The sequence below is a fragment of the Mycobacterium sp. SMC-19 genome, from assembly GCF_045310815.1.
Taxonomy (GTDB): domain Bacteria; phylum Actinomycetota; class Actinomycetes; order Mycobacteriales; family Mycobacteriaceae; genus Mycobacterium.
Genome location: NZ_JBJIAM010000001.1, coordinates 213154 through 225713, shown reverse-complemented (window position 1 = coordinate 225713; position 12560 = coordinate 213154). Strand labels below are relative to the sequence as shown.

The window sequence follows — 12560 nt, the reverse complement described above, 5'->3', positions numbered from 1 at the left end:
AAATTGGCTGCGATGTTGACCCTTCGCGCGGTGCTGGCTATCGGCTGTGTCTGCCTGCTCGCCGCCTGCAGCTCCAGCCCCGCCGAGGTTTCCGCCGACATCAGCAAGGTGGTTGATCTCAAGTCTTCGTTCGGCCCGGATTTCGAGGCCAAGGCCATCTCGCGCACCGGGATCGATCCCAAGCTGCTGGCGGGCACCGCGCTGCCCCCGGGCCTGACCTTCGACCCGGCTGACTGCTCGAAGTTCGCCATCAGTCAGCAACTGCCGCAGGGCGTACAGGGCAACATGGCCGCCGTCGCCGCCGAAGGCCAGGGCAACCGGTTCATCACCATCGCCTTGGAGACCTCCGAGCCGGTTCCGGTCAGCGAACCGGGACGTACCTGCCGACGGATCGGCTTCTCCGGTGGCCAGATGCGCGGATTGATCGAGACGGTGGAGGCGCCGCACATCGACGGGGTGAAAACGCTCGGCGTGCACCGGGTGATCGAGGCCGTCGCCGCCGGCAAGTCCCGCGTCGGTGAGCTCTACAACTACTCGGCCTACTTCGGCCCCTACCAGGTGCTTGTCACCGCCAACCCCCTGGTGCAGCCGGGCAAGCCCGTCGCACCGGTCGACACCGCCCGGGCCCGTGAGCTGTTGGTGGCCGCGGTGGACGCGATACGCAACTAGCGGATCCGTCCGTTGAGCTATCGCACGCCGCGCGGGCGGAACTGAATGCTGATCCGCGGGCCGGTGGGCATGGCCGTCTTGGGGATCGAGTGCTCCCACGTCCGCTGACACGAGCCCCCCATCACCACCAGGTCGCCGTGGTGTTGCGCCAATCGCAGGCCGGGGCCGCCGCCGCGCGGCCGAAGGGCCAGGGTGCGGGTGGCGCCGACGCTGACGATCGCGACCATGGTGTCCTGACTGGCGCCGCGGCCGATGGTGTCGCCGTGCCAGGCCACGCTGTCGCCTCCGTGGCGGTATAGGCAGAGCCCCACCGTGGTGAACGGCTCGCCGAGTTCCCCGGCGTAGATGTCATTGAGCCGGCGACGCAGCTTGGCGATCGCCGGGTGCGGCGCATCACCGGTCGCCAGGTCGTGGAAGCTCACCAGCCTGGGGACGTCGAGCACCCGGTCATACATTCGGCGGCGTTCGGACCGCCAGGGGATGGCCGATTGCAGCTCGCTGACCAGTTCGCTGCTTTCCTCGGACAGCCAGCCCGGACGAACGTCGAGCCAGGCACCGTCACCGAGCTGTCGGCGTTCGCTGAGGTCGAACAGCGACTCCTGTACCGGTATCGCCACGAACGCAGCGTATCGCACATCAGTTCGATTCGTCGAGATGCCCTAAGACCAGCTGGGCAGCCAGATCTCCATGTTCCAGGTGACGGGGGAGATCGGCACCCCGGTCAGAATCGGATACAGCCAGGCGAAGTTGGTCAGCACCAGCGCCAGGTAGCCGGACACCGCCAGCAGCCCGAGCGCCCAGCGCTCCTCGGTACGGGTTCGCCCGTCGTTGACGATGTCGACGCAGATCAGGGCCAGCAGCATCGCCAGGAATGGGGCCATCGGCACCGCGTAGAAGAAGTACATCTGCCGCCCGATGTCGGCGAACCAGGGCAGCCAGCCCGCGCAGTAGCCCACCAGCGCCGCGGCGTAGCGCCAGTCGTGGCGCACCAGGGAGCGCCACAGCGCGTAGCCCAGCACCGGCACGGCCAGCCACCACATCGCCGGGGTGCCGACCAGCATCACCGCCTTGACGCAGGACTGCGCGCCGCAGCCGGGCACGTCGTGCTGGTCGATCGCATAGAGCACCGGGCGCAGCGACATCGGCCACGTCCACGGCTTGGACTCCCACGGGTGGTGATTGCCCGCGGCGTTCGTCAGTCCGGCGTGGAAGTGATACGCCTGGTAGGTGTAGTGCCACAGCGAGCGCAGCGCATCGGGGATCGGAAACCGACTCTCGAACCCGATTGACTGGCCGACTTCGTGGCGGTCCACGCCGGTCTCCGAGGCGAACCACGGCGCATACGACGCCAGGTACACCGCGAACGGGATGAGCACCATGGCGTAGGCGGTGGGGCCGACGTCGCGGCGCAGCGTGCCCAGCCACGGCCGCCGCACCCGATACTGCCGTCGCGCGGCCACGTCGAACGCGAGCGACATCGCGCCGAAGAACACCACGAAGTACAGGCCGGACCATTTGGTGGCGCAGGCCAACCCGAGCAACACCCCGGCGCCGAAACGCCACCAGCGCACCCCCAGCCGAGGGCCCCAGGGTGTCGCGCCGCACCGACCGTCGGTCAGCACGGTGTGCATCCGCATGCGCACCTGGTCGCGGTCGACGATCAGCGCCCCGAACGCGGCCACCACGAAGAACGTCAGGAAACCGTCCAGCAGCGCGGTGCGCGCCGCGACGAAACTGACCCCGTCGCCCACCAGCAGCAGTCCGGCGATCCCGCCGGCCAGCGTCGAGCGGGTCATCCGCCGCACGATCCGCACCAACAGCGCTATCGCGAGCACCCCGAGCAGCGCGCTGGTGAACCGCCAGCCCAGCCCGTTGTAGCCGAACAGCGCCTCGCCGATCGCGATCAGCTGTTTGCCCACCGGCGGGTGCACCACCAGGCCGTAGCCGGGATTGTCCTCGACGCCATGGTTGTGCAGCATCTGCCAGGCCTGCGGCGCGTAGTGCTTCTCGTCGAAGATCGGGGTGCCGGCGTCGGTCGGTGTGTACAGGTTCGAGAACCGCGTCACCGCGGCCAGCAGCGTCACCGCCGCGGTCACCGCCCAGCCCCGGGCCCGGTCGGTCGGCCCGAAATCGGCGACCGGCACCAGCAGCCCCGGGCTGATCACCGGAGCGGTGCGCTCCGGCGCGGCCGCGAGCCTGGTAGCGGTCGGAGCGCTCATTCCGACGATCGTAGGCTGTGCGCCATGCCCGATGGTCGATTGCTGCTGGGTGCCACCCCGCTGGGCCAGCCCGCTGACGCCTCCCCGCGGCTGGTCGAAGCGCTGAGCACCGCCGACGTCGTGGCCGCCGAGGACACCCGGCGGGTGCGCACGCTGGCCAAGGCCCTCGACGTGCAGATCGGCGGCCGGGTGGTCAGTCTGTTCGACGCCAACGAGGCGTCGCGGGTGCCCACGCTGCTTGCCGATCTCGAGGCCGGGGCCACCGTGCTGGTGGTCAGCGACGCCGGGATGCCGCTGATCAGCGACCCGGGCTACCGCCTGGTGTCCGCATGCGCCGAGGCCGGGCTGCCGGTGACCTGCCTGCCCGGCCCGTCGGCGGTGACGACCGCGCTGGCGGTGTCCGGGTTGGCCTCGGAGCGGTTCTGCTTCGAGGGTTTCGCGCCCCGCAAGCAGGCGGCCCGCCGGGCGTGGCTGGCCGCGCTGGCCGACGAACGGCGCACCTGTGTGTTCTTCGAGTCGCCGCGGCGGTTGGCCGACTGCCTGCGTGACGCCGTCGACGAGCTCGGCGGCGAAAGGCGCGCGGTGGTGTGCCGGGAACTGACCAAGACCCACGAAGAGGTGCTGCGCGGGACGCTGGCCGAGCTGGCCGACTGGGCGGTCGACGGCGTGCTGGGGGAGATCACCGTGGTGTTGGCCGGGGCGACCCCGCGCGCGGACCTGGCGACATTGGTGGACGAGGTCAACAGGCTGGCGGCCGAGGGGATGCGGGTCAAGGACGCCTGCGCGCAGGTGATCGCCGACGTGTCGGCCGCGGTGTCGCGACGCGAGCTTTACGACGCGGTGCTGCGTTCCCGGGACTGACCGTCGGCGACGATCGGGGCGGCCTTGTGCAGGCACTCCTGCCACTCGGCGTCGACGTCGGAGTCCGCGGTGATTCCGCCGCCGACCCCCAGCACCGCACCGCCGGCGGCGTCGAACTCCACGGTGCGGATCGCGACGTTGAGTTCGCAACCGGCCACCGGTGACGCCAGCCCCACCGTGCCGCAGTAGGTGCCGCGCCGCGACGATTCCCACTCCGAAAGCAGCTGGCGGGCACGGTGTTTGGGAGTGCCGGTTACCGATGCGGGCGGGAATGTCGCGTCCAGCAACTCGGCCATCGCCAGCTGCTCGGGCACCCGGGCCGAGACGGTCGACACCAGATGCCACACACCCGGGGCGGGCCGTACCGCCAACAGTTCGGGCACGGTGACGGTGCCGGTGATCGCCACGCGGCCCAGGTCGTTGCGGACCAGATCGACGATCATGATGTTCTCCGCGACATCCTTGGTCGACGCGCGCAGCGCCGACGGGCGGGCGTACAGCGGCAGGGTGCCCTTGATCGGGCTGGAGTCCACGACCTGACCGCGGCGGCGCAGGAACAGCTCCGGTGACAGCGAGGCCACCGCGCCCCAGTCACCCGAGACATAGGCGGCACGCGCCGGCGAGGTGCGCGCCACGGCGTCGGCGAAGAAGTCCAGCGGGGCACCCGTGACGGTTCCGGTGAAGCGGGTGCACACGCAGGCCTGATACACCTCGCCGGAGCGGATGGCCTCCAGGCAGGCCAGCACGCCGGCGCGGTGCGCCTGCCGGTCCGGGGTCTCCCAGTAGATCCGGCATCCCCGGGCCGGGGCGGGAGTCGTCAGCGCCTCGGCCAGCCAGCTCGGCATCGCCGCGCCGGACAGGCTTTCGAACCACCACTGCTCGTCGTGGTCTTGGCGCAGCACACAGTCGGTCCAGCCGCCGGCAGCCTCGGGGATGCGAGCGCCCAGGCCGTCGGCGCCGGCATCGGGGTAGGACAGATAGCCGATCCAGCCGCCACCCACCACGCCGGACTGCGCACCAAGGGCGGAGCTATTCGGCACGTCAAAGACCTCGCCGGGGCCGACCGGCTCGACGGCCACGCTGGGCGCGATCACCGCCCGTGCGCCGAACCACTCGCCGGTCAGCGCGGCCGGCGACGGCAGCCCATGTCGGTCGGTGGCATCGCCGACCGCGCGCAGCACCTCCGGTGCCGCACCCAAGTCGCCGAGACGCTCGATCCGCACGGCACTAGCTTGTCAGACGTCAGCGCCGCGGGTGATCTCGCGGGCGGCCGCCACCGCCGCCAGCTTGTCCGGGTTGCGCATCGCGTAGAAGTTCGTGATCAGCCCGTCGACGATCTCGACGGTGAACACGCCCTCCAGGCGGTCGGCGCTGTAGAGCAGCACCGCGGGTGCGGAGTTGCAGACGCCCATGTCCACCCGCACGTCGGGCATCTGTGCGCCCTGCCGCAGCAGCCCGATGACGGTGCGGGCGACCTTGTCGGCTCCGACGACGGGCCGCCGGGCCGCGCTGGCCTTGCCGCCGCTGTCAGCGGTCCACACCACGTCGGGGGCCAGCATCGACAGCACCGTGGTGAGGTCGCCGCCCGCCGCCGCGGTCATGAACTCCGCGGTGACCCGTGCGCTCTCCTCCGGGTCCACCGGGGCGTAGCGCGGCCGGCGGGCCTGGACGTGGCTGCGGGCCCGGTGCGCGACCTGACGGGCCGCGGCCGCAGATTTGCCGACCGCGGCCGCGATCTCGTCATAGTCGAAGCCGAACACTTCGCGCAGCACGAACACCGCCCGCTCCTCGGGACGCAGCGTCTCCAGCACCACCAGCATCGCCATCGAGACCGACTCGGCCAGTACGACATCGGCCGAGGGATCGTGCTCGGTGAGCAGCAGCGGCTCGGGCAGCCACGGCCCCACGTACTCCTCGCGGCGTCGGGCCCCGGCCCGCAGCGCGTTGAGCGCCTGACGGGTGACCAGGCTGGCCAGGTACGCCTTGACGTCGCGGACCTCGGCCAGATCGACCTCGGCCCAGCGCAGGTAGCTGTCCTGCAAGACGTCGTCGGATTCGGTTGCCGAGCCCAGGATCTCGTAGGCGATGGTGAACAGCAGCGGCCGGAGCTCGGTGAACCGTTGGGCGTGTTCGCTTCTCACACCGCAGCCCCCCGTTCCGATTGGCCCTGTGCGGCCTGGGCCGCCCGGGCGCCGCCCTTCATCCAACGGTACGAGCCCGGCTTGGCGGCCTCGCCCCGAATCCACTTCACCGTGTACTTGCAGATCGACTCCTTGACCACGGCGCCAAGGCGGCCGCCGATGAACGCCTTGATCGGGGTGTCGTCGCGGCGCGACAACTGCACGGTCGCCGCATCGCGCCCCACACTGATGCACTGCGACACGAACGCCTGGTCCAGCGCGACCGGTGAGGTGCCGGCGATGCGGGCCAACACCGTGTTGGCGGCTTGGGCGCCCAGCGGCAGGGCGGCCTGGCAGCTCATCCGCAGCGGCTGGCCCGAGGGGGCGACGGCATCCCCGGCCGCCATGATCCACGGGTTGTCGACACTGGTCAGGGTGTCGTCGGTGAGCAGTCGGCCCAACGCGTCGGTGGCCAGTCCACTGGCTGCGGCCAGGTCCGGCACGCCGAAGCCTGCCGTCCAGACCGTCACCGCGCTGGGCAGCACGGTGCCGTCACGCAGCACCAGTGCGTCGGCGCGCACCTCGGCGACGACCGCGCCCTCGCGCACGTCGACACCCAGTTTGCGCAGTGCCTTGGCCACCGAGCGCCGGCCCGCCGCGTGCAGTGACGGTCCCAGCATCTCGCCGCAGACCAGGGTCACCGGCCGACCTTGACCGGCCAGTTCGGAGGCCGCTTCGATTCCGGTCAGTCCACCGCCCACCACGGTCACCGGGGCATCCGGCGCCACCGCGGTGAGGCGCGCCAGCAGCCGGCTCGCGTGCTCCAATTCGCTGATCGAGTAGGCGAATTCGGCGGCACCGGGAACCGCGGGGGTGATCGCCCCGGTGCTGCCCACCGCATAGATGAGGAAGTCGTAGCGCAGGACGGTGCCCGATGCCAGCTGGATGCGCCGGTCGGCGGCGTCGATCCGGGTGGCCGAGTCGACCAGCAGCCGGACTCCGTCGCCGAGCAGGTCGGGGTAGTCGATGGTGGCCGTCCCGGTGCCGGCGACGTACTGGTGCAACCGGATCCGCTCGACGAATGCCGGGCGCGGGTTGACCAGGGTGATGTCGACGTCGGGGTGCTGGCGCAGCCGGTTGGCGGCCAGGGTGCCGGCGTAGCCGCCGCCGATGATGACAACTTGGATGCGGGTCATGAGGTGCTCCTGTCTCTCAAGGGTTATGCCCTCAAGACACCGCACGCCTGCCAGATGTGACAGCTTGTGGCCCAGATCACGGGCCCGCCGTCACGTTCAGGGTTGGTAGCGCGGAAACACCCCGGACGGCGCCGGGAGCGAAAGCCCGGGCGCCAGGCGCTCGGGCACGGCGGTGAACATCCGCTGCTCATCGGTCTGGCCCAGCAGGTCCAGCAGCTTGCCCGCCGATTCGGGCATCACCGGCTGCAGCAGCAGCGCCGCGATTCGCACCGACTCCAGCGTGGTGTACAAAACCGTGCCGAAGCGGGCCTGATCGGCCGCTGACTCGCTCTTGGCGAGCTTCCACGGCTCGTTGGCCGAGAAGTACCGGTTGGCTGCGCCCAGCATTTGCCAGATCGCTTCCAGTCCCACGTGCATGGACTGCGTGCCGAACGCCGCCCGCATCTTCTCCAGCAGCGCGTCGGCCAGTGCCAGCAGTTCGTCGCCGTCGGCGGCCTGGGCGGTCGGCTCGGGCACCACCCCGTCGAGGTTCTTGGCCACCATCGACAGCGAGCGCTGCGCCAGATTGCCCAGTTCGTTGGCCAAATCGGCATTGACCCGGCCGATCATCGCCTCGTCGGAGATGCTGCCGTCCTGGCCGAACGGGATCTCGCGCAGCAGGAAGAAGCGCACCTGATCCACGCCGTACTTGTCGACGAACTCGACCGGGTCGATCACGTTGCCCACCGACTTGCTCATCTTCTCGCCGCTGTTGAGCAGGAAGCCGTGCGCAAAAACCCTGCGCGGCAACTCGATCCCGGCCGACATCAAGAAGGCAGGCCAGTACACCGTGTGGAACCGGATGATGTCCTTGCCGATCATGTGCAGATCGGCGGGCCAGTACCGCTTGAAGATTGGCGAGTCGGTGTCGGGATAGCCGACGCCGGTCAGGTAGTTGGTCAGCGCATCCACCCAGACGTACATGACGTGGTCCGGGTGCCCGGGAACCGGCACGCCCCAGTCGAACGAGGTGCGCGAGATGGACAGGTCCCGCAGCCCGCCGGAGACGAAGCTGACCACCTCGTTGCGGCGCACCTCGGGGGCGATGAAGTCCGGATTCGCCTGGTAGTGCGCCAGCAACCGGTCGGCATAGGCCGAGAGCCGGAAGAAGTAGGTCTGCTCCTCGGTCCAGGTGACCGGCGCCCCGGTTTCGTTGGCCACCCGCGAGCCGTCCTGCGTCAGCCGGGTCTCGCCCTCGGTGAAGAACCGCTCGTCGCGCACGGAGTACCAGCCGGAGTAGGCGTCCAGATAGATGTCACCGGCGTCGACCATGCGCTGCCAGATCGCCTTGGAGGCCTCCAGGTGATCGGCGTCGGTGGTGCGGATGAACCGGTCGAAGGAGATGTTGAGTTTGCGCTGCAGCGCCTCGAACACATCGGAGTTGCGCCGCGCCAGCTCTGCGGTCGGAATGCCCTCGGCGGCGGCGGTCTCGGCCATCTTCAGCCCGTGCTCGTCGGTGCCGGTCAGATACCGCACGTCGAATCCGTCGAGCCGATGGAATCGGGCGATCGCGTCGGTGGCGATGTACTCGTAGGCGTGGCCGATATGCGGGTCACCGTTGGGGTAGGTGATCGCGGTGGTGAGGTAGAAAGGCTTCATCACCGTTCACCCTATTGTGTGCGGGTGAGCTCGAAACGATCAGGCAAAACTCCGCCGCCCGCACCGCAGGAGCTCGGTCCGCTGGTCGACGCCCACACCCACCTCGATGCCTGCGGCGCCTCCGACGCCTCGTCGGTGCGGGCGATCATGGATCGGGCCGCCGCGGTCGGGGTGCAGGCGGCGGTGACCGTGGCCGACGACCTGGCGTCGGCTCGCTGGGTGACCGAGGCCGCCGACGCCGACGATCGGGTCTATGCGGCGGTCGCGCTGCATCCGACCCGGGCCGGCACCCTGAGCGAGGCGGCCCGCACCGAGATCGAGGCGCTGGCCGCCCACCCGCGGGTGGTGGCGGTCGGGGAGACCGGCATGGACCTGTATTGGCCCGGGCGCTTGGAGGGCTGCGCGGACCCGCAGACCCAGCGCGAGGCCTTCGCCTGGCATATCGACCTGGCCAAACGCACGGGCAAACCGCTGATGATCCACAACCGCGACGCCGACGCTGCCGTGCTCGATGTGCTGCGCGCCGAAGGCGCTCCCGAGACGGTGATCTTCCACTGTTTCTCGTCGGGCCCCGAGATGGCTCACACCTGCGTCGAAGCCGGCTGGATACTGAGCCTGTCCGGCACGGTCAGCTTCAAAAATGCGCGTGACCTGCGGGAAGCGGCGGCATTGATACCGGAGGCGCAGCTGTTGGTGGAGACCGACGCGCCGTTCTTGACTCCCCATCCGTACCGCGGTGCACCGAACGAGCCCTACTGTCTGCCATACACTGTCAGGGCGCTGGCTGAGCTGTTGGGAACATCGGCGGAGGAGCTGGCGCAGGTGACGAACCGCAACGCCCGGCGTGTGTACGGGCTGGACTGAAGGTCGAGCAGGTCACATTCGGTTGCCGACCGCCGGTAGGTTCGTTACCGTTCCGTTATCGAACCTGGGGGGCAGAGCCACTGCCCCTTTGCTGTGTATTCAACGTCGTGAGGTTTTCTGACTTGAACGCTTTGACCAGGCTGCACCAGGCGCCATCGCCGATGCTGCGGCTTCTGGTCGGCGCTTTACTACTGGTGCTGACCTTTGCCGGCGGCTTCGCGGTCGCCAGCGTCAAGACCGTGACGTTGGACGTTGACGGAACGCCGATCACCGTCACCACCATGCGGTCGCGGGTCATCGACGTCGTCGCCGAGAACGGCTTCAACCTCGGCGAGCGCGACGATGTGAGCCCCGCGCGCACCGCCCGGGTGAACGACTCCGACACGATCATGGTCCGTCGCGGCCGGCCACTACAGGTGTCCCTGGACGGGCGCGAGCCCCAGCAGGTGTGGACGACGGCGCTGTCGGTGGACGAAGCGCTGGCGCAGCTGTCGATGACCGACACCGCCCCCGCCGCGGCATCGCGCGGCAGCCGGGTCCCGCTGGCCGGGATGGCGCTGCCGGTCGTCAGTGCCAAGACCGTCACGCTCGACGACGGCGGTGTGGTGCGCACGGTGCACCTGGCCGCGCCCAATGTCGGCGAACTGCTGGCCGCCGACGGCGCCCCGCTGGAGCAGGCCGACAAGGTCATCCCGGCCGCGTCGACCCCGATCACCGAGGGCATGGCGATCCAGGTGACGCGGATCCGGGTCAAGCAGGTCACCGAGCGGGTGCCGCTTCCCCCGCCCGCCCGTCGCATCGAAGACCCGGCGCTGAACATCAGCCGGCAGGTCGTCGAGGACCCGGGGACTCCGGGCACCCAAGACGTGACCTACTCGGTGGCCACCGTCAACGGCGCCGAGACCGGCCGCCTGCCGGTCGCCAACGCGGTAGTGGCCCCGGCCCGCGACTCGGTGCTGCGGGTCGGCGCCAAGCCCGGCACCGAGGTGCCGCCGTCGGTGTACGGCGCAGCCTGGGACCGCATCGCCAACTGCGAGTCGCACGGGAACTGGGCGATCAACACCGGCAACGGCTTCTATGGCGGCGTGCAGTTCGACTACGGCACCTGGGTGGCCAACGGCGGTCTGAAATACGCACCGCGCGCGGATATGGCGACCCGCGAAGAGCAGATCGCGATCGCAGAGGTCACCCAGGCCCGGCAGGGCTGGGGCGCCTGGCCGGTGTGCAGCGGGAGACGCTGACCATCGGGCTACTCGGGGCCGGTGACATCAGGGCCCTGGCGAATGAACTCGACCTGCGGCCCCGGAAATCGCTGGGACAGAACTTCGTTCACGACGCGAACACCGTGCGCCGGATTGTGGACGGCGCCGGTATCACCGCCGACGACCATGTCCTGGAAGTCGGACCTGGGCTCGGCTCGCTGACCCTGGCGCTGCTCGAACACGGCCCGACGGTGATCGCCGTCGAAAAGGATCCGGTGCTGGCCACCCGGTTGCCGCAGACCATCGCCGAACACGCGCCCGCCGACGTGCCCCGGTTGGAGGTGCTCGGCGCCGACGTCTTGACCCTGCGCCGCGACGAGGTGGCGACCGCGCCGACGGCGGTGGTGGCGAATTTGCCCTACAACGTGGCGGTCCCGGCGCTGCTGCACCTGCTGTCGGAGTTCGACTCCATTCGCACCGTCACGGTCATGGTGCAGTTGGAGGTGGCCGAGCGGCTGGCGGCCGAGCCGGGTGGCAAGGACTACGGGGTGCCCAGCGCCAAGGCACGGTTCTTCGGCGCGGTGCGCCGCTGCGGCACGGTGCCGCCCAGCGTGTTCTGGCCGGTGCCGCGAGTGAATTCCGGGCTGGTGCGCATCGACCGCCACGAGGCCGCCCCGTGGCCGGTCGACGACGCGTTTCGCCGACAGGTCTTCAGGCTGATCGACGTGGCATTCGCCCAGCGCCGCAAGACCGCCCGCAACGCGATCGCCGACTGGGCCGGCTCGGGCGCGCGGGCTGCCGAGCTGTTGGAGGCGGCGGGCATCGATCCGATGAGTCGCGGCGAGACCCTGGCGATCGCGGACTTCGTACGGCTGCTTCAGGTCTCGGCGGCTTTGGCGGGCCCGGCGTGCGAGACCAGCGCGCGGGACAACTCTTCGACGAAATCGGCGCAGGACTCGTAGCGGCGCGCCGGAAACTTCGCCAGCGCACGTTGCACCACCACATCGGCGGCCCGCGCCGCCGGACCGAGCGTGTCGGACAGCGGCGGCGGTAGCAGCCGCAGGTGCGCATCGGCCAGATCGGCTGCGCACTGAGCGGGGAAGGGCGGCGCTCCGGTAAACAGCTCGACCGCCGTGCAGGCCAAGGCGTATTCGTCGGTGGCTGCCGACGAAGCCTTGCCCTGCAGGATCTCCGGTGCGGTGTAGGGCAATGAGACTTCGGGGTTTTCGGAATGTCGGGCCCGGTGCCACACGTCTTCGACGACGGCGTGGGCCGCTCCGAAATCGGTCAGCACCGCCCCGGCCCGGCCGAAGTCGGCATGGATCAGGATGTTGGCGGGTTTGACGTCACAGTGCACGATGCCGCGACGGTGTGCGTAGTCGAGCGCGCCGGCGATCTGGGTCAGCGCCGCCAGGCGATCGTCGAGCGAGCGCAGACCGGTCACTTTGCCGCCGTCGACGTACTGCATGGCCAACCAGAACGGGCCGTGCCGGTACACCGCGACGATGTTGGGGTGCTTGAGGGCGCCCGCGAACGCGAACTCGCGATCCAGCCGGGCCTGCTCGGCGGGGGAGCGGTGCGCCTCGTCGAGGACCTTCAGTGCCACGGGCACGTCAGGGGCGCCGTGGTGGTGGGCCAAATAGACCCCGGCGTGCCCGCCGCGGCCGATCTCGCGCTCGATCAGGTAGCCGCCGTAGTCGCCGGCTGCGTTCATGACCTCAGATTAGGGCGCGCACAGCTACCTCGCAGAAAACTGAGAGTAGCATGATCGAATTACAAAAAAGCGATGAC

12 protein-coding genes are annotated in these 12560 nt (G+C 69.8%); 5 read left to right on the top strand and 7 right to left on the bottom strand.

Going from position 1 to position 12560, the window contains the following annotated elements:
* Positions 1-12: 12 nt before the first annotated feature.
* Positions 13-669 carry a DUF5642 family protein gene (locus tag ACJH5R_RS01115; RefSeq protein ID WP_406756022.1) on the top strand — a complete coding sequence of 219 codons (657 nt, stop codon included), beginning with the start codon at positions 13-15 and terminating at the stop codon, positions 667-669.
* A gap of 17 nt (positions 670-686) precedes the next feature.
* On the opposite strand, the gene ACJH5R_RS01110 is transcribed toward ACJH5R_RS01115, so the two are convergent.
* Both ACJH5R_RS01110 and ACJH5R_RS01105 read right to left on the bottom strand, forming a co-directional pair.
* Positions 687-1286, bottom strand: a complete 600-nt coding sequence (locus ACJH5R_RS01110; RefSeq protein ID WP_406781098.1) for an alpha-ketoglutarate-dependent dioxygenase AlkB — start codon at positions 1284-1286, stop codon at positions 687-689.
* 42 nt (positions 1287-1328) lie between these two features.
* Positions 1329-2888: a dolichyl-phosphate-mannose--protein mannosyltransferase gene (locus ACJH5R_RS01105; protein WP_406756020.1), complete on the bottom strand. Its 1560-nt coding sequence runs from the start codon at positions 2886-2888 to the stop codon at positions 1329-1331.
* Between the two features lie 24 nt (positions 2889-2912).
* Between ACJH5R_RS01105 and rsmI the strand changes: the two genes are divergently transcribed.
* Positions 2913-3749: a 16S rRNA (cytidine(1402)-2'-O)-methyltransferase gene (gene rsmI, locus ACJH5R_RS01100; RefSeq protein WP_406756019.1), complete on the top strand. Its 837-nt coding sequence runs from the start codon at positions 2913-2915 to the stop codon at positions 3747-3749.
* Here rsmI and ACJH5R_RS01095 read toward each other — a convergent pair.
* The 4 genes from ACJH5R_RS01095 to metG all read right to left on the bottom strand — a co-directional run bounded on the left by ACJH5R_RS01095 (position 3719) and on the right by metG (position 8703).
* Positions 3719-4972, bottom strand: a complete 1254-nt coding sequence (locus tag ACJH5R_RS01095; RefSeq protein WP_406781097.1) for an aminodeoxychorismate synthase component I — start codon at positions 4970-4972, stop codon at positions 3719-3721. The two genes, rsmI and ACJH5R_RS01095, sit on opposite strands and share 31 nt — an antisense overlap.
* Positions 4973-4984: 12 nt before the next feature.
* A complete protein-coding gene (locus tag ACJH5R_RS01090; protein ID WP_406756017.1) occupies positions 4985-5890 on the bottom strand; it encodes an RNA polymerase sigma-70 factor in 906 nt (301 codons plus the stop codon).
* Positions 5887-7065 (bottom strand): NAD(P)/FAD-dependent oxidoreductase, encoded by a 1179-nt coding sequence (locus ACJH5R_RS01085; protein ID WP_406781096.1) that lies wholly within the window; start codon positions 7063-7065, stop codon positions 5887-5889. The genes ACJH5R_RS01090 and ACJH5R_RS01085 overlap by 4 nt, the downstream gene beginning before the upstream one ends.
* A 96-nt stretch (positions 7066-7161) precedes the next feature.
* Positions 7162-8703, bottom strand: a complete 1542-nt coding sequence (gene metG / locus ACJH5R_RS01080; protein ID WP_406781095.1) for a methionine--tRNA ligase — start codon at positions 8701-8703, stop codon at positions 7162-7164.
* 18 nt (positions 8704-8721) lie between these two features.
* Here metG and ACJH5R_RS01075 point away from each other — a divergent pair, with 18 nt between their 5' ends.
* From ACJH5R_RS01075 to rsmA, 3 genes are all read left to right on the top strand, one after another.
* Positions 8722-9567: a TatD family hydrolase gene (locus ACJH5R_RS01075; protein ID WP_406781094.1), complete on the top strand. Its 846-nt coding sequence runs from the start codon at positions 8722-8724 to the stop codon at positions 9565-9567.
* Positions 9568-9689: 122 nt separating this feature from the next.
* Positions 9690-10808 (top strand): transglycosylase family protein, encoded by a 1119-nt coding sequence (locus ACJH5R_RS01070; RefSeq protein WP_406756013.1) that lies wholly within the window; start codon positions 9690-9692, stop codon positions 10806-10808.
* Positions 10781-11731: a 16S rRNA (adenine(1518)-N(6)/adenine(1519)-N(6))-dimethyltransferase RsmA gene (gene rsmA, locus ACJH5R_RS01065; protein ID WP_406781351.1), complete on the top strand. Its 951-nt coding sequence runs from the start codon at positions 10781-10783 to the stop codon at positions 11729-11731. Before ACJH5R_RS01070 ends, rsmA begins: the two co-directional genes overlap by 28 nt.
* Here rsmA and ACJH5R_RS01060 read toward each other — a convergent pair.
* Positions 11647-12483 (bottom strand): serine/threonine-protein kinase, encoded by an 837-nt coding sequence (locus ACJH5R_RS01060; RefSeq protein WP_406781093.1) that lies wholly within the window; start codon positions 12481-12483, stop codon positions 11647-11649. The two genes, rsmA and ACJH5R_RS01060, sit on opposite strands and share 85 nt — an antisense overlap.
* Positions 12484-12560: the final 77 nt, after the last annotated feature.

Coding starts and splice junctions, on each gene's coding strand:
- ACJH5R_RS01115 (WP_406756022.1), top strand. CDS start 13: ATGTTGACCCTTCGCGCGGTGCTGGCTATCGGCTGTGTCTGCCTGCTC.
- ACJH5R_RS01105 (WP_406756020.1), bottom strand. CDS start 2,888: ATGAGCGCTCCGACCGCTACCAGGCTCGCGGCCGCGCCGGAGCGCACC.
- rsmI (WP_406756019.1), top strand. CDS start 2,913: ATGCCCGATGGTCGATTGCTGCTGGGTGCCACCCCGCTGGGCCAGCCC.
- ACJH5R_RS01085 (WP_406781096.1), bottom strand. CDS start 7,065: ATGACCCGCATCCAAGTTGTCATCATCGGCGGCGGCTACGCCGGCACC.
- metG (WP_406781095.1), bottom strand. CDS start 8,703: ATGAAGCCTTTCTACCTCACCACCGCGATCACCTACCCCAACGGTGAC.
- ACJH5R_RS01060 (WP_406781093.1), bottom strand. CDS start 12,483: ATGAACGCAGCCGGCGACTACGGCGGCTACCTGATCGAGCGCGAGATC.